11 protein-coding genes and 2 pseudogenes are annotated in these 16,378 nt (G+C 74.9%); 6 read left to right on the top strand and 7 right to left on the bottom strand.

Annotated elements, in window-relative coordinates; genetic code table 11:
• Positions 1–14: 14 nt before the first annotated feature.
• The 5 genes and pseudogenes from HCK00_RS21030 to HCK00_RS21010 form a co-directional block, all read right to left on the bottom strand.
• Positions 15–665 (bottom strand): NuoI/complex I 23 kDa subunit family protein, encoded by a 651-nt coding sequence (locus HCK00_RS21030; protein ID WP_240965864.1) that lies wholly within the window; start codon positions 663–665, stop codon positions 15–17.
• Positions 665–1,621, bottom strand: coding sequence for a complex I subunit 1/NuoH family protein (locus HCK00_RS21025; protein WP_168103584.1), 957 nt, complete (start codon positions 1,619–1,621; stop codon positions 665–667). Before HCK00_RS21025 ends, HCK00_RS21030 begins: the two co-directional genes overlap by 1 nt.
• Complete coding sequence (locus HCK00_RS21020) at positions 1,618–3,345, bottom strand: NADH-quinone oxidoreductase subunit C (protein ID WP_512700814.1); 1,728 nt, start codon at positions 3,343–3,345, stop codon at positions 1,618–1,620. Before HCK00_RS21020 ends, HCK00_RS21025 begins: the two co-directional genes overlap by 4 nt.
• Positions 3,336–3,695 (bottom strand): annotated as a pseudogene (locus tag HCK00_RS28880) (NADH-quinone oxidoreductase subunit B); the annotation flags it as partial. The gene HCK00_RS21020 and the pseudogene HCK00_RS28880, both read right to left, overlap by 10 nt.
• 191 nt (positions 3,696–3,886) lie before the next feature.
• Positions 3,887–4,306, bottom strand: coding sequence for an NADH-quinone oxidoreductase subunit A (locus HCK00_RS21010; RefSeq protein WP_168103582.1), 420 nt, complete (start codon positions 4,304–4,306; stop codon positions 3,887–3,889).
• A 351-nt stretch (positions 4,307–4,657) separates the two neighbouring features.
• On the opposite strand from HCK00_RS21010, the gene HCK00_RS21005 reads away from it, so the two are divergent.
• The 6 genes from HCK00_RS21005 to rarD all read left to right on the top strand — a co-directional run bounded on the left by HCK00_RS21005 (position 4,658) and on the right by rarD (position 13,913).
• Positions 4,658–6,007: a sensor histidine kinase gene (locus tag HCK00_RS21005; RefSeq protein ID WP_168103581.1), complete on the top strand. Its 1,350-nt coding sequence runs from the start codon at positions 4,658–4,660 to the stop codon at positions 6,005–6,007.
• 318 nt (positions 6,008–6,325) lie between these two features.
• Entirely contained in the window at positions 6,326–7,645 is a 1,320-nt protein-coding gene (locus tag HCK00_RS21000) for a sensor histidine kinase (RefSeq protein WP_168103580.1), read from the top strand.
• Positions 7,646–7,893: 248 nt separating this feature from the next.
• The gene (gene abrC3, locus HCK00_RS20995; RefSeq protein WP_512700813.1) at positions 7,894–8,553 is read left to right on the top strand and encodes a response regulator AbrC3; all 660 of its coding nucleotides are present in this window, start codon (positions 7,894–7,896) and stop codon (positions 8,551–8,553) included.
• 529 nt (positions 8,554–9,082) lie between these two features.
• A complete protein-coding gene (locus tag HCK00_RS20990) occupies positions 9,083–11,110 on the top strand; it encodes a 2-oxoacid:acceptor oxidoreductase subunit alpha (RefSeq protein ID WP_168103578.1) in 2,028 nt (675 codons plus the stop codon).
• Positions 11,103–12,236, top strand: coding sequence for a 2-oxoacid:ferredoxin oxidoreductase subunit beta (locus HCK00_RS20985; protein ID WP_168103577.1), 1,134 nt, complete (start codon positions 11,103–11,105; stop codon positions 12,234–12,236). The genes HCK00_RS20990 and HCK00_RS20985 overlap by 8 nt, the downstream gene beginning before the upstream one ends.
• A gap of 507 nt (positions 12,237–12,743) precedes the next feature.
• Positions 12,744–13,913 (top strand): EamA family transporter RarD, encoded by a 1,170-nt coding sequence (gene rarD / locus HCK00_RS20980; protein ID WP_311765417.1) that lies wholly within the window; start codon positions 12,744–12,746, stop codon positions 13,911–13,913.
• A gap of 196 nt (positions 13,914–14,109) precedes the next feature.
• Here the strand turns inward: rarD and HCK00_RS20975 are convergent.
• Both HCK00_RS20975 and HCK00_RS20970 read right to left on the bottom strand, forming a co-directional pair.
• Positions 14,110–14,791, bottom strand: a pseudogene (locus HCK00_RS20975) (alpha-ketoglutarate-dependent dioxygenase AlkB family protein).
• Between the two features lie 106 nt (positions 14,792–14,897).
• The gene (locus HCK00_RS20970; protein WP_168103575.1) at positions 14,898–16,262 is read right to left on the bottom strand and encodes a LolA family protein; all 1,365 of its coding nucleotides are present in this window, start codon (positions 16,260–16,262) and stop codon (positions 14,898–14,900) included.
• Positions 16,263–16,378 lie beyond the last annotated feature (116 nt).

Here is a 16,378-nt window from a genome sequence, read left to right as displayed (position 1 = left end):
CGGACCGGTCGCCGTCATGCGCCGCCCTCCCGTCGCTCGGCCGTCCCCCGGCCGGTCCCGTCCCGGGGCGCGGGCGAGGGCGTGTCGCCGGCACCCGTGGTGCGGCCCGTGGCGGTCCCGTCCGCCTCGGCGGCCGTGCGCTCCGCCGCGGCGATCTTCTCGGCCGTCTTCCGGGCCGCCGCCAGTTCCTTCGGCTCCTCCGCCGCCGGGTCGAGCGCGGGCGGCTCGGGCACCGTCCACATCCACTCGCGGAGCCGGTCCCGCTCATGGGTGAGTTCGTGGATGTCCGTCTCCGCGTACTCGAACTCCGGGGACCAGAACAGCGCGTCGAACGGGCAGACCTCGATGCAGATGCCGCAGTACATGCAGAGCGCGAAGTCGATGGCGAACCGGTCGAGCACGTTGCGGCTGCGCTCGCGCCCGCCCGGGGCGGCCGGGGGGACGGTCTCCTTGTGCGAGTCGATGTAGATGCACCAGTCGGGGCACTCGCGGGCGCACAACATGCAGACCGTGCAGTTCTCCTCGAACAGCCCGATCACGCCGCGCGAACGGGGCGGCAGTTCGGGCTGCGCGTCGGGGTAGCGCGCGGTGTGCGCGCGCCGCGTCATCGTCCGCAACGTCACGGCCAGCCCCTTGGCGAGGCCGCTGCCGGGCACGGGGGACATCAGGACACCACCACCTTGACGACACCGGTGAGCGCGATCTGCGCGAGCGCGAGCGGGACCAGCACGGTCCAGGCGAACTTCTGGAGCTGGTCCTCGCGCAGCCGCGGGAAGCTCACCCGCAGCCAGATGACGACGAAGGCCAGCAGCGCCGTCTTCAGCAGCGTCCAGAACCAGCCGGAGCCGACCGGCCCGTGCCAGCCGCCGAGGAAGAGCACCGCCGTCAGCGCGCAGAGGACCACGATGCCCGCGTACTCGGCCAGCAGGAACAGCGCGAAGCGCAACCCGGTGTACTCGGTGTACGCGCCGAAGATGATCTCCGAGTCGGCGACGGGCATGTCGAACGGCGGCCGGTGCAGCTCGGCCAGCCCGGCGGTGAAGAACACCAGGGCACCGGCGATCTGCCACGGCACCCACCACCACTGGAAACCGTCGAGGATGCCGACGAGCGACACCGTCCCGGCGGCCATCGCCACGGACGCGGCGGACAGCAGCATCGGCAGCTCGTACGCCAGCAGCTGGGCGGCCGTCCGGACCCCGCCGAGCAGCGAATACTTGTTCGCCGAGGCCCAGCCGCCCATGAGCGAGCCCAGCACGCCGACGCCCATCATGGCCAGGACGTAGAAGAGGCCCGCGTCCAGCGGCCGGCCGACGGCGTCCCCCGGGCCGACCGGGATCGCGACCAGCACCAGCAGATAGGGCAGCAGCGCGACGGCCGGGGCGATCCGGAAGACGCGCCGGTCGGCGCCCGCCGGAACGATGTCCTCCTTCTGCGCGAACTTCACACCGTCCGCGACGAGCTGGGCCCAGCCGTGGAACCCGCCCGCCGACATCGGGCCGAGCCGGCCCTGCATATGGGCCATGACCTTGTGCTCGGCCTGGCCCACGATCAGCGGCAGCAGCAGAAAGGCCACGAAGACGGCGAGCAGCCGCCAGGTGATGTCGAGCGCGTCGGTCACGAGGCGCCTCCCGCGGTGCCGCCGCTCGCGCCGTCACCCGTGCCGCCGCTCTCGGGGGCGCCCGGTGGGTCGCCGTTCGCGCCGTCGCCCGCCGTGCCGCCGCCGCTCGCGGTTCCACCCGCCGCGTCGCCGTTCGCGCCGCCGATCCGGTCCGTCTCCGGTTCGGCACCGCTCGCGGGCGGTGGCGTCCCGCGCTCCCCGGGACTTCCGGGGTCCTCGGAATCTGCGGGCTTCCCGGCCTTCCCGGGCTTCTCGGGCTTCTCGGGCTTCTCGGGCTTCCGGGGGGTTTCGCTTCCCCCGGTGGTCTCGTCGAACGCCGGGCGGGGAGCGAGCCAGGGCGCGTCCGTGGAGCGGGGCGCCGCCGCCCGTCCCGGGGTGACCGCGCCGTCCGGAGCCGCCCCGGTGTCCTCGGCGCCGCCCGCGTCGCCCTTCTCCGGCGTGGCGGCCCGCCGGCTCGCGGAACCCGCGCTCGCGCTCCGCATCCGGCGCGAGCCGCGCGCAGCGGGCCCCGTACCGGCCGAACCGCCCGAACCAGCCGGACCGGCCGCACCCGCCGAACCGGCCGTACCAGCCGCACCACCCGTCCCCGCCGCGCCGCCCGCGCCCTCCGTACCGCCCCGAGGCTCCGTACCGCCCGGAGACTCCGTGGCCGCCGCGCCCGCCGCACCCGCCACGCCGCCCGCGTCCTCGGTGGCACCGCGCCGGGCGGCGCCGGCGGGGCGCCCCGCGGCACCGGTCGCCGCGCGGCCCGCGCCGCCCGCCCGGGCGCCGCGCGCGGCGCGGGTGGGCGCCGGGGGCAGCTGCCCCTTGAGCGGCCCCCAGGTGTTGGGGTCGGGCACGCCGGGCGGCAGCATCTGCCGCCGCTTGGGCCCGCCGTGCTCCGGCTCGCCGGGCTCCTTGGCCCCCGGCCACGCCTTGGCGACCCGGGCGGCGAGGACGAAGTCCTTGCGCAGCGGGTGGCCTTCGAAGTTCTCCGGCAGCAGCAGCGGGGTCAGCCCGGGGTGGCCGGTGAAGCCGATGCCGAACATCTCGTGCGTCTCCCGCTCGTGCCAGGCCGCGCCCGCGTACACGCCGGTGGCGGTGGGCAGTTCGGCCGCCTCGTGCGCCACGGTGGTGCGGACGAGCAGCCGCCGGACGCCCGCGCCGGAGGCCGGGTCGGGGAGGGCGACGACATGGGCGGCCACCCGGAAGCCGGTGCCGGGCTCGTCGACGGCGCTCAGCCAGTCGAAGTAGGTGCAGCGCAGCGCGTCCCGGGCGATCTCCAGCGCCATGATCCAGGCACCCGGGGGCACATCGACGGTGAGCAGCCCGTAGCTCTCCTCCGCGGTGGCGCCCCGGCCGAACAGCTCCTCGGCTCCCCCGGGCAGCCAGCCGACGGCGTCGCGCTCCGCGCCGGGCCCGCCGCCGGGCGTGCCGTTCGTCCCGCTCATCGGCCGTCCTCCTCGGAGTGCCCGGGGGAACGGGGCGGGGTGCCGGGCCGGTCTCCGCCCGGCGGGTCCTGCGGTGCGGGGGACGGCGGCTCGGCGGGCGCGGCGGACTCGGGGGACGCTGCGGGCGCTGCGGGCGCGGCGGGCGCCGGCACGGGTCCGCTGCGGAGCCGCGCCGCCGCGAGCCGGCGGTCCCGGCCGGTCCCGTTCCCGTAGCGCTCGGCCGGCGACTCGCCCGCGATCTTCTCCTGGAGCTTGAGGATGCCCTGGAGGAGCGCTTCCGGCCGGGGCGGGCAGCCCGGGACGTAGACGTCGACCGGGATGATCTGGTCCACGCCCTTGGTGACCGCGTACGAGTCCCAGTACGGGCCGCCGCAGTTGGAGCAGGCGCCGAAGGAGATGACGTATTTGGGCTCCGGCATCTGCTCGTACAGCCGGCGCACGGCGGGCGCCATCTTGTCGGTGACCGTGCCGGAGACCACCATCAGGTCGGCCTGGCGGGGGCCCGGCGCGAAGGGGATCACGCCCAGCCGGATGAAGTCGTGCCGGGCCATCGACGCGGCGATGAACTCGATCGCGCAGCAGGCCAGGCCGAAGTTGAAGACCCAGAGGCTGTAGCGGCGGCCCCAGTTGAGGACCACCTTCATCGGCTCCGGCGCCAGCCGCGCGAGCACCCCGAGGCGGCGCGGCTCGGGCAGCGGCACGGGGCCGGGCCCGCCGGGGGCCGCCCCCGCGGCGGCGGGTGCCGCCGCCGCGCCGGATCCGGTCGTGCCGCCGGGCGCGCCGCCCGCCGGGCCGTCACCGGCCGTCCTCCCGCCGCCGCCGGCGGTTCCGTCCGTCACGTCCATTCCAGGACGCCCTTCTTCCATGCGTAGAGCAGGCCGATGGCGAGGAAGCCGAGGAAGATGAACATCTCCACCAGCGTGACACCGCCGAAGCCCGGATCGGCGAAGATCGTCGCCCAGGGGAACAGGAAGATCGAGTCCACGGCGAAGACCACGTAGAGGAAGGCGTAGACGTAATAGCGGACCTGGGTGTGCGCCCAGCCCTCGCCCACGGGGTCCACCCCGCACTCGTACGTCATCAGCTTCTCGGGGGTCGGCACCTCCGGCCGGAGCAGGCGCCCGGCCGTGAACGCCACGGCGACGAAGAGGACGCCGACCACCGCGAGCAGGCCGACGACCGTATACCCCTGGAAGTAGTCCGCCGCCGGCCCCACCTCCGGCGACGTCGCCGCACGTACGGTCGGCTCCAGCACGTCCGCCCCTCGCTTCCCGGCCTCTGCTTCTCGACGGCTGCCCGGGCCGATCCCGGCGCCGTGGCACCGCGGGTCCGTGGTCCCCGTGGCGGCGGCGGTTCCGCGCCCGGGACCACCACGGCTGCCGCGTCACCGCGGTGCGCCACGATCACTGCCCACGGCACCGGCGGCGGCCGCGGAACCGCAGTCCCACCGGCCCCGTCCGTACGACGGTCCGTACGACAGGGGAGTCTAGGCCCTGGCCGCCCGGCCGGAAGCAGCGCGTACCGGCCCGGGGGTCGGGTTGTCCCCACCTCCGGCCCCCGGGGCCTCCCCATGGCGCGGCCCCCCGCGCTCCGGCAGGGTGGGCGCATGACCGAGAGCACCTTCGCGTCCCCGGCCGGAGCGACGGGCCGGCCGGCGGAGCAGGCGGCGAACACGGCGCCCGATCAGGCGGCGGATCAAGCGGCGCACCGGCCGGCGGACCGGAGCGCGGACCGGCCCGGCCCGGGCGGCGGCCCCGGCGGACGGGCGGACGGCGCCGGGCCCGGCCGCGCCACCGGCGGGGAGGCCACGTCCGCCGCGCTGCCCCCGCCCGGTTTCGGCTTTTCCGCGCGGACCTGGAAGGAGGTCGCGCATCTGCTGCTCAACCTGCCGATGGACCTCGCGGGGTTCACCTTCGTGTCGCTGTGGCTCTACGCCGGCATCGGGCTCTCGGTCACCGTGGTGGGGCTGCCGGTGCTCGCCCTGGGGCTGCTCGGCGCACGCCAGTTCGGCAAGGTGGAGCGGGCCCGCGCGCGGGCGCTGCTGGGGGTGGCGGTGGAGGAGCCGAGCCCGATCCGCCCCCGCGCGCACGGCGGCTTCCTCCCCTGGCTGTGGACGACGCTGAAGGACCCGGTGGGCTGGCGCACCGTGCTCTACTCGCTGATCCGGCTCCCCTGGGGAATCCTGACGTTCACCGTCGTCCTCGTCTCGCTCTTCGTCGCGTGGCCGCTGCTGGGCTGGACGGCGCGCGGGCTGACGCACGCGGACCGCGCGGTGGTGCGGGCGCTGCTCTCACCCTCGGACGAGCTGGAACGGCGGATCGCCGAGCTGGAGTCGGGGCGGGGGACGGTGATCGACACCGCCGCCGCCGACCTCCGCCGCATCGAACGCGACCTCCACGACGGCGCACAAGCCCGCCTCGTCGCCCTCGCCATGGACCTCGGCCTCGCCAAGGAAAAACTCACCGAAGACCCCGAAACAGCAGCCCGCATGGTCGACGAAGCCCACGGCGAGGTCAAACTCGCCCTCCAGGAACTCCGCGACCTCGCCCGCGGCATCCACCCCGCCATCCTCACCGACCGCGGACTCGGACCCGCCCTCTCCCACCTCGCCGCCCGCACCACCATCCCCGTCACCGTCACCACCGACCTCCCCCACCGACCCGCACCCGCCATCGAAGGCATCACCTACTTCACCGCCTCCGAACTCCTCCAGAACATCAGCAAACACAGCCACGCCACCCACGCCACCCTCGACATCTGGCACACCCACAACCGCCTCCTCCTCCACGTCACCGACAACGGACAAGGCGGAGCCGACACCACCCGCGGCACCGGCCTCGCCGGACTCGCCGAACGCCTGAGCGCCGTGGACGGACTGCTCGTCGTCGACTCCCCCGCCGGCGGCGGGACCGTGATCACCGCCGAACTGCCCTGGCGGGACCGGCCCGTGGCGTAGCGCCCGGACGGCCCGTGAGCTGGTCCGGGCCGTGCGCTGGTCCGGCCGTCCGGGCAGGAGACCGGCCCGGGAGTACCCCGCCCCGGGAGGCCGGCGCCCCTCAGGCACACGGCAGGGGAACGGGACGCGCGGCCAAGGAGCCCGGGAGGCCCGGCCAGGGGCACCGGGTCGCACGGCCCGCCCCGGCCCCGCGGCCCGCCGGTACCGGGCGCCTCCCGCGGCCGGGCCCCGGCAGCTCCCACGCCCCACGCCGCGGCCCACACACGGCCCGCACACCCCCCACACCACGGCCCCCACGGACGGATCGGACGAGAGACCATGGCCACCGCGTACGACGACGCTCCGCAGCCCCGTACCTCCCGGCTCCCCGCGGCCCTGCGTGAGCCGCTGGCCGGCCGGACCTGGCGGGAGTTCCTGCACCTGCTGCTCGGCCTGCCGATGGCGACCGTGATGTTCGTCTTCACCGTCACCACGGTCTCGCTCGGGGCCGGCCTGCTGATCACCTTCCTCGGCCTGCCGGTGCTCGCCGCCGCCCTGGCCGGCTGCCGCGCGTTCGGCGTGGTGGAACGCGGCCGGGCGCGGGCGCTGCTGGACACGGACGTCGCGGCGCCGGAGCCGGTGCGGCCCGGGACGGGCGGGCCGTTCGCCCGGCTGGGCGCGCTGCTGAAGAGCGGCACGTCCTGGCGGCACCTGCTCTACACCCTGCTGCTGTTCCCCTGGGCGGTCCTCGGCTTCTCCGTGGCGCTCACCCTGATGTGCGCCGGGTGGGGGCTGCTCACCTATCCGCTCTGGTTCCGGGCCCTGCCCGTCACCGCCGGCCGGTCCGGCATCCAGCTCTACGGCGACGGGCAGGGCAACGGCGCGTACCTGGACTCCCCCGCCGAGATCCTGCTGACCGCCGGCCTCGGACTGCTGGTGGTCCTGGCCACGCCCTGGGTGCTGCGCGGCCTGACGACCGTGGACCGGATGCTGGTCACCGGCCTGCTCGGCCCCTCCCGGCTGGCCACGCGCGTGTCCGAGCTGGAGTCGGGGCGGGGAACGGTGATCGACACCGCCGCCGCCGACCTCCGCCGCATCGAACGCGACCTCCACGACGGCGCACAAGCCCGCCTCGTCGCCCTCGCCATGGACCTCGGCCTCGCCAAGGAAAAACTCACCGAAGACCCCGAAACAGCAGCCCGCATGGTCGACGAAGCCCACGGCGAGGTCAAACTCGCCCTCCAGGAACTCCGCGACCTCGCCCGCGGCATCCACCCCGCCATCCTCACCGACCGCGGACTCGGACCCGCCCTCTCCCACCTCGCCGCCCGCACCACCATCCCCGTCACCGTCACCACCGACCTCCCCCACCGACCCGCACCCGCCATCGAAGGCATCACCTACTTCACCGCCTCCGAACTCCTCCAGAACATCAGCAAACACAGCCACGCCACCCACGCCACCCTCGACATCTGGCACACCCACAACCGCCTCCTCCTCCACGTCACCGACAACGGACAAGGCGGAGCCGACACCACCCGCGGCACCGGCCTCGCCGGACTCGCCGAACGCCTGAGCGCCGTGGACGGACTGCTCGTCGTCGACTCCCCCGCCGGCGGCGGGACCGTGATCACCGCCGAACTGCCCTGGCGCGACTGACCCGGCGGATCCCGTCGCCGGCCGTCCCCGGCCCGTCCCGCGGCGCGCGCCCGCGTCCGATTGCTGGGATGCTGGGGGCGACTGCCGGGGGACCACGGACTGGGGGCGAGGGAATGAACGGCGGGGACGGCACGGGCACCGCGGCGGGGCCGCGGCGGGCCACGGCGGGCGAGGTACGGCAGGCGGGGCGGACGGGGCGGGCGGGAGGCCCGCTGTACTCCGCCGCCCCACGGATGGCGGAGAGCGGCGTGCGCGTGGTCATCGCCGAGGACTCGGTGCTGTTGCGGGAGGGCCTGACCCGGCTCCTCACCGACCGGGGACACGAGGTGGTCGCGGGCGTGGGCGACGGCGAGGCGCTGCTGCGGACGGTGGACGAGCTGGCGGCCGGGGGCGCGCTGCCCGACGTGGTGGTCGCCGATGTGCGGATGCCGCCCACCCACACCGACGAGGGCGTCCGGGCGGCCGTTCGGCTCCGCCGGGACCACCCGGGCGTGGGCGTGCTGGTGCTCTCCCAGTACGTGGAGGAGCAGTACGCGACGGAGCTGCTGGCGGCGAGCAGCCGGGGCATCGGTTACCTGCTGAAGGACCGGGTGGCGGAGGTCCGGGAGTTCGTCGACGCCGTGGTGCGGGTGGCCGGCGGGGGCACCGCCCTGGACCCGGAGGTCGTCGCCCAGCTCCTGGGCCGCAGCCGCAAGCAGGACGTGCTGGCCGCGCTCACCCCGCGGGAGCGGGAGGTGCTGGGGCTGATGGCCGAGGGGCGGACGAACGCGGCCGTCGCCCGGCAGCTCGTGGTGAGCCACGGAGCGGTGGAGAAGCATGTGAGCAACATTTTCCTGAAGCTCGGTCTCGCGCCGAGTGACGGGGATCACCGCCGGGTGCTGGCGGTCCTCACCTATCTGAAGTCCTGAGCGGTTCCCGGCCGCTGTGACCTGCCGGGTTCCCCGGTGGGCCGCCGGTGCGGGCGGACTCCCCCGCGGCCCCTCCGGGGCGCGGGGCGGCGTCCGGCCGGCCCCGTCCGGCTCACCCGTCCGCCCCGGGCGGAAGACCCGGGCGGGCCGCGCGGTTGGACGGAGATGGGGCCCGGAAGGGCCCGGGGAGGGGCGGAAAGAGACCGGCGGCATCCCGCCGCGGACCCGGCGGCTCCCCCGGACGAGGGCCACCGGCCCCGGCCGGGCGGTGCCGGAGACCACCCCGACCAGGGCCGGGCGGCGGAACGGGATGCCCCCGGAGCCCGTTCGGGCCCCTCCGGAACCAGGGGACATGACGGACGCGCGGAGGGGACATGACGACCATGGGCCACTCTTGTCCGTCTCGGAATGGTGTCCAGATGATGAGCTTTTCAAGGAAGGTCACCCTTACCCACGTACAGTGGCCAGTGGGACAGCCGGTCGACGTGCCCGCACCCCGGAGTCGCCGCCTCAAGGGAGGTCCAGTTCAGTGACCAGCCAGGTCAACAGTCCAGCCGAGCAGGACGGTGGGGCAGCCGCCTCGGACCGGACGCCGGTGGCGCCCGGCGCGACGGCCGCCGCCGGGGAGGCCGGTGCCGCCGCCACCGCCGGCACGGAGCACGGCAGCACGGAGCACAGCGCCACCGCCGCAGGTTCCACCGCCAAGGAGATCCGCCGCCTCGACCGTGTGATCATCCGCTTCGCCGGCGACTCGGGCGACGGCATGCAGCTCACGGGGGATCGTTTCACCTCGGAGACCGCGTCCTTCGGCAACGACCTCTCCACGCTGCCGAACTTCCCCGCCGAGATCCGCGCCCCCGCCGGCACGCTGCCCGGCGTCTCCAGCTTCCAGCTGCACTTCGCGGACCACGACATCCTCACCCCGGGCGACGCGCCGAACGTCCTGGTGGCCATGAACCCGGCCGCGCTCCGCGCCAACGTCGCCGACCTGCCGCAGGGCGCGGAGATCATCGTCAACACCGACGAGTTCTCCAAGCGCGCCATGGCCAAGGTCGGGTACGCCACCAGCCCGCTGGAGGACGGCTCGCTGGCCGCGTACCGGGTCCACCCGGTGCCGCTGACCACGCTTACCGTCGAGGCGCTCAAGGGCTTCGACCTGTCGCGGAAGGACGCCGGCCGCTCCAAGAACATGTTCGCGCTCGGCCTGCTGTCCTGGATGTACCACCGGCCGACCGAGGGCACCGAGCGCTTCCTGCGTTCCAAGTTCGCCAAGAAGCCGGAGATCGCCGAGGCGAACGTCGCCGCCTTCCGCGCGGGCTGGAACTTCGGCGAGACCACCGAGGACTTCGCCGTCTCCTACGAGGTGGCCCCGGCCGCGGCGGCGTTCCCCACCGGCACGTACCGCAACATCTCCGGGAACCTCGCGCTGTCCTACGGGCTGATCGCCGCGTCTCACCAGTCGGACCTGCCGCTCTACCTCGGCTCGTACCCGATCACCCCGGCCTCGGACATCCTGCACGAGCTGTCCAAGCACAAGAACTTCGGCGTGCGGACCTTCCAGGCGGAGGACGAGATCGCCGCCATCGGCGCGGCCCTGGGCGCGGCCTTCGGCGGCTCGCTCGCCGTGACCACCACCTCCGGGCCGGGGGTGGCCCTGAAGTCGGAGACGATCGGCCTCGCCGTCTCCCTCGAACTGCCCCTGCTGATCGTGGACATCCAGCGCGGCGGCCCGTCCACCGGCCTGCCCACCAAGACCGAGCAGGCCGACCTGTTGCAGGCGCTGTACGGCCGCAACGGCGAGGCGCCGGTACCGGTGGTGGCCCCGGCCACCCCGGCGGACTGCTTCGACGCGGCCCTGGACGCCGCCCGGATCGCGCTCACCTACCGCACCCCCGTCTTCCTGCTCTCCGACGGTTACCTGGCCAACGGCTCCGAGCCCTGGCGCATCCCGGACCTCGCGGACCTGCCCGATCTGACGGTCCGCTTCGCCTCCGGCCCCAACCACGAGCTGGCCGACGGCACCGAGGTGTTCTGGCCCTACAAGCGCGACCCGCACACCCTCGCCCGCCCCTGGGCCGTGCCCGGCACCCCGGGCCTGGAGCACCGCATCGGCGGCATCGAGAAGCAGGACGGCACGGGGAACATCTCCTACGACCCGGCCAACCACGACCTCATGGTCCGCACCCGCCAGGCCAAGGTCGACGGCGTCGAGGTGCCGGACCTCGTCGTCGACGACCCCGGGGGCGACGCCGGGCTGCTGATCCTCGGCTGGGGCTCGACGTACGGCCCGGTGACGGCGGCCGTGCGCCGCGTCCGCCGGGAAGGACGGGCCGTCGCCCAGGCCCATCTGCGCCACCTCAACCCCTTCCCGCGGAATCTGGGCGAGGTTCTGCGACGGTACGACCGGGTGCTGGTGCCGGAGATGAACCTCGGGCAGCTCGCGCATCTGCTGCGGGCGCGGTACCTGGTGGACGTCCGCTCGTACACCCAGGTCACCGGGATGCCGTTCAAGGCCGAGCAACTCGCCGACCTGGTCAAGGAGGCCATCGATGACTGAGACAGCCGCGAAGGAGACGGCCGGACCCGGCCGGGGCGTGCCCGCCCCGTTCGAGGCGCTCTCCCTCGTGCCCCGGGCCGAGGCCAAGCAGTCCATGAAGGACTTCAAGTCCGACCAGGAGGTGCGCTGGTGCCCCGGCTGCGGTGACTACGCCGTGCTGGCCGCCGTGCAGGGCTTCATGCCCGAGCTGGGGCTGGCCCGGGAGAACATCGTCTTCGTCTCCGGCATCGGCTGCTCCTCCCGCTTCCCGTACTACATGAACACCTACGGGATGCACTCCATCCACGGCCGCGCCCCGGCCATCGCGACCGGGCTGGCCGGCTCCCGGCGGGACCTGTCCGTCTGGGTGGTCACCGGCGACGGCGACGCGCTGTCCATCGGCGGCAACCACCTGATCCACGCGCTCCGGCGGAACGTCAACCTCAAGATCCTGCTCTTCAACAACCGGATCTACGGGCTGACCAAGGGCCAGTACAGCCCCACCTCCGAGGTCGGCAAGATCACCAAGTCCACGCCGATGGGCTCGCTGGACGCGCCGTTCAACCCCGTCTCGCTCGCCCTGGGCGCCGAGGCGTCCTTCGTCGCCCGGACGGTGGACTCCGACCGCAAGCACCTCACCGAGGTGCTGCGGCAGGCCGCCGCCCACCCGGGCACGGCGCTGGTGGAGATCTACCAGAACTGCAACATCTTCAACGACGGCGCCTTCGAGGTGCTCAAGGACAAGCAGCAGGCGCAGGAGGCCGTGATCCGCCTGGAGCACGGCCGGCCGATCCGCTTCGGCACCCCCTGGGCGGAGGAGGACGGCGGCGACGGCCTCGGCGCCAAGGGCGTCGTCCGCGACCAGGCCACCGGCGATCTGCTGGTGGTGGACGTGACGGCGGAGAACGCCGGCTCGGTGCTCGTGCACGACGCCCACTCGGCCTCCCCGACCACGGCCTTCGCCCTGTCCCGGCTGGCCGACGCCGACACCCTGCACCACACGCCGATCGGCGTGCTGCGCAGCGTGGAGCGCCCGGTCTACGACGCCCTCATGGCCGACCAGCTCGAAGGCGCGGTGGAGCGCCACGGCAAGGGTGACCTCTCGGCCCTGCTGCACGGCAAGGACACCTGGACGGTCGCGGGCTGAACCGCCGCGGCGGGCCTTGGCGGACCGCGGGCCTTGGCGGACCGCGGGGCGGCCGGCCCGCCGCCACCCGGTCCGCGCTCCGCTCCGGGTCCACGGCGACCGCAGGGGCCGCTTCCCTCACGGGGAGCGGCCCCTGCGGCGTTCACCGGCGGGATGATCCCCCCACGGCGGGCCCGGCCCCGGCGCCGGCCCCCCGGCCCGTCCCCACGGGTGGGGGCCGTGCCACTCCCTCCCCCGGGTTTCCTCCTGTCCCGCGGTGGAACCCGGCCCGGACCCCGTCCCAACGCCGTCCGGACGGGGCCGGGGCGCCACGGCCGTCCGGCGTTCACCGGCGGGCCGCTCTCCCCTCCCCGAACCGTCATGACCGTAGAGCGAAACGGGTATGACATCCGGCCGTGGCGGCGTTACCGTCGTTCCCGTCGTTTTCGTCGTTCCCGTCGTCGCTGCCGTCGCCGCGCGCCCCTTCCCCCCTCTCCGTCGTCCCCGACCGCCGCCCGAGGAGCCCCCGTGACCCCCACCCAGCCGAGCGCCGAGCACCGCACAGGACTGCTGTTCGGGTTCGCCGCGTACGGCATCTGGGGGCTCTTCCCGCTCTACTGGCCCCTGCTGGAGCCCGCCGGGGCGGCGGAGATCCTGGCCCACCGCATGGTGTGGTCGCTGGTGGTGATGGCCGTGGTGATGCTCGTGCTGCGGCGCCGGTCCTGGATACGCCCGCTGCTGCGGCAGCCGAAGCGGCTCGGCCTGATCGCGCTGGCCGCCACCGCCATCTCGGCCAACTGGGGCCTCTACATCTGGAGCGTCAACTCCGGCCATGTCGTCGAGGCGGCCCTGGGGTACTTCATCAATCCGCTGGTCAGCATCGCCTTCGGGGTGCTGCTGCTGCGGGAGCGGCTGCGCCCGGCGCAGTGGGTGGCCGTGGCCACCGGAGCCGTCGCGGTGGCCGTGCTGACCGTGGGTTACGGGCAGCTCCCCTGGATCGCCCTCTGCCTGGCCTTCTCCTTCGCCCTGTACGGCCTGCTGAAGAAGCACATCGGACTGGACGGGCTGGAGTCGCTGACCGCCGAGACCACCATCCAGTTCCTGCCCGCCCTCGGCTTCCTCTTCTTCCTCGCCTCGCGCGGTGACTCCACCTTCACCACCCAGGGCACCGGGCACGCCCTGCTGCTGGCGACCGCGGGCGCGGTGACCGCGCTCCCGCTGGTCTGCTTCGGCGGCGCCGCGGTACGGCTGCCGCTCTCCACCATCGGGCTGCTCCAGTACCTGACCCCGCTCTCGCAGTTCGTCCTGGGCGTGACGGTCTTCCGCGAGGAGATGCCCCCGGAGCGCTGGGCGGGCTTCTCCCTGGTCTGGCTGGCGCTCTCCATCCTCACCTGGGACGCCCTGCGCACGGCCCGCCGCACCCGCGTCCAGCTCCGCGGCGCCCGCGCCGCCGCGGCCGAACGTGCCGCCCTGCCCGCCACCGCCCTGCCCGCCGCCGAGCCGCCGGCCGCCGAGACGGCCGGGACGACCGCCGCGGAAGCCGCGCTGGAGATCGGCACCGCCGCGGGCACCCTGCCGCCCGGCTCCGGGAAGGCCGCCGCGGGCCCGGTCGCCGCCACGCCCGAGCACCCCGGCGCGGCAGCCGCCGGCGCCCACGGCCCGGCCGGCGGAGCGGAAACCCGCCGCACCTCCGGCTGATCCGGGGCGGCGTCCACGGAACAGTCGGCACAGGACGCGGCACGGGACGACGGCACGGGACGACGGCACGGGACGACGGCACGGGAACCGCGCCTCCGGCCGTCGCCGGTGGGCCGAACTCCGCCGGTGAGGTTCTCCGCCGCCACGGCGTGAGCACCGCGTCGGAGACCGAGCAGCCGGCGGCGGTCCCGTCCCCTCAGTCCGTGAGGCCCGTCTCGCGGAGGGTGATGTTCAGCCGGCCGGTGGCCGGCCCGGCCGACGGGTCGCCGGTGCCGGGGAAGGTCCGCAGGACGCCGTGGTGGGCCAGGCGGGACGGGCCGCCGAAGACGAAGAGGTCGCCGGAGGCCAGTTCGAGATCGGTGTACGGCCTGGTGCGGGTCTCGGTGTTGCCGAAACGGAAGAGGCAGGTGTCGCCGATCGAGAGGGAGACGACCGGGGCCGGGGGAGCGCTCGTCCCGGTCCTGGTGCATCCCCATCCGGGCCGTCGCGTCGTAGAAGTTGACCAGCGCGGTGTCCGGGGCGTACGCCGCGCCGGCCGCCGGGTCCTCGTAGGCGTCCGCCACCGCGCGGCGGCCCAGCCCGGCCAGCCAGCCCGGCAGTTCCGCGACGCGCGCGCCGCCCGCGTCCACCGCCTCGCGGGTGTACCGGTACGGCGACCAGTGCCAGCCGAGGCAGACCGTCCGGACGGACATCACCCCGCCGCGCGGCAGCCGCGTGTGGCGCAGCGGCACCGGGCCGCGCGCCCACTGGCGGCAGGCGGCGACCAGCCGCCGCCGCTCCTGGGGCGCGAGCCACCCGGGGACGTGCACCGCGCCGGGGGCCACCTCCCGGCGGGCGGCCGGGAAGAGGGGTTCGGGCAGGGGGCCCGGAACGCTCATCCCGCTTCCTTCCCGCCGGGCCACGTCCCGCCCTCCTCCGGCTCCCGGCCCGTGCCGTCCGCCGGGGCCACGGCACCCCCTGCCGGGCCCCGGCGGCGCACCGGGGTCACTCCGCCTGTTCGGCGATCTTGACCAGTGCTTCCTTGGTGACCGCGCCCGCGTACACCCCGCCGTCGTCCGTCATCAGGACGTTGACCAGCCGGGTGGAGAAGATCCGGCCCTCGCCGAAGTCCCCGCGGACCCGCTCGCCCAGGCTGTCCAGCAGCGCCTGGGCCTCGCCGGCCGGTTCGCCGGCGGCCGCGTCCTTCCCGGCGCCGGGCGCCTGGAGCCGGACGACGCTCGCCCAGCCCTCGCCGAGGATCTCCGGTCCGCCGGCACCGCTCCCGGACCCTCCGGGCGTGCCGGAGCCGAACAACCCGCCGAGGAGCCCGCTCCCGTCGTGGTCCCGGCCGTCCTCGGACCGCTTGCCGTCGTGACGGTCCTCGGCGGCCCTGCCGTCCCGCCTGGCGCCGTGCGCGGAGAGGTCCTCCTCCGTGATCTCGGCGCCCTTCGGGGGCTTGAACGCGAAGGAGGAGGCGTCCGGCCGGGCGAAGTCGACGGCGGTGAAGCCCACGTCGATCACGGCCTTGCCACCACTGCTCGGCAGGAGCGTGAACTTCAGCGGCACGCCGTTCTCGGCGTCCACCGAGATCCGCGCCGCCTTCACCGTGGACCCCTCGGCGCGCGGCGCGATCACGAGCTGGTAGGCGTCCCGGCCCGCGATCCGGGCGGTGCCGTCGACCGTGACCGAGGTGGTGTCGCCGACGGCCTTCAGCGCCTGTTCGGCGAGGTCCTGCGGGGTGGCGTCACCCACGCCGTCCGGCAGCCGGTGCGGGCCGCCCTTCCCGGCCTCCGCGCCGGCCGCCTCCTCCGGCAGCTTCGCGTGGTACCCGGCGTTGCTGCCCGCGTCGTACGCCCACAGGTCCTGCCCGTTGTGGACGAGTGTGTATTCACCGGAATCACCGGATCCACCGACGAGGGAGAGCCGCTGCCTCTCGGGTCCGTCCGCCGCCACCCGCAGCGTGTGCGAGCCGGAGACCAGCTCCATCAGCTTCTCGCGGGGGTCGGCCGACGATCCGTCGCCCCCCTGGCCCGGCCCGGAGGCGAAGGCGCCGGACGCCAGGCCGGTCAGCTCGGGCAGGCCGAGGTCGGTGTTGATCCGCACGGTGCCGGAGAGCTGCTCGGTCTCCGACTCGGCGATCTTGGCGATCAGTTCGGAGGCCGAGATCTCCGGCAGATCAGGGCTGCCCTGGCCGGCCAGCGCGGGCACGATCCCGATGCCCAGCGCGGCCACCCCGACGACGGCCGCGGGCACGCCCCAGCGGGCCAGTCTGCGCGCGGGCGACGGCGTGGCGCCCTCGGCGGATTCGTCCTCGCGCCCGCCGCGCCCGTCGTGTCCGCCGGTGAGTTGTATCGGACCCTGTGCCGGCATCTGACGTACCTCCGTGGTCGGCGGCGGTACGCGGGCTCCGCTCCGCCCGCCGGGCCGCCGTGGCCGCCCGGGACCGCCGTGCTTGATGGTCCCATTCTCACCGGAACGGCGGGCAC

This window comes from Streptomyces zingiberis (genome assembly GCF_012034935.1).
Taxonomy (GTDB): Bacteria; Actinomycetota; Actinomycetes; order Streptomycetales; family Streptomycetaceae; genus Streptomyces; species Streptomyces zingiberis.
This window is presented reverse-complemented; position numbering and strand designations above follow the sequence as displayed.

What these genes read in the sequence shown, in the direction of transcription:
- HCK00_RS21030 (WP_240965864.1), bottom strand. Translation starts at nt 665, where the DNA reads ATGTCCCCCGTGCCCGGCAGCGGCCTCGCCAAGGGGCTGGCCGTGACG.
- HCK00_RS21005 (WP_168103581.1), top strand. Translation starts at nt 4,658, where the DNA reads ATGACCGAGAGCACCTTCGCGTCCCCGGCCGGAGCGACGGGCCGGCCG.
- HCK00_RS21000 (WP_168103580.1), top strand. Translation starts at nt 6,326, where the DNA reads ATGGCCACCGCGTACGACGACGCTCCGCAGCCCCGTACCTCCCGGCTC.
- HCK00_RS20985 (WP_168103577.1), top strand. Translation starts at nt 11,103, where the DNA reads ATGACTGAGACAGCCGCGAAGGAGACGGCCGGACCCGGCCGGGGCGTG.
- HCK00_RS20970 (WP_168103575.1), bottom strand. Translation starts at nt 16,262, where the DNA reads ATGCCGGCACAGGGTCCGATACAACTCACCGGCGGACACGACGGGCGC.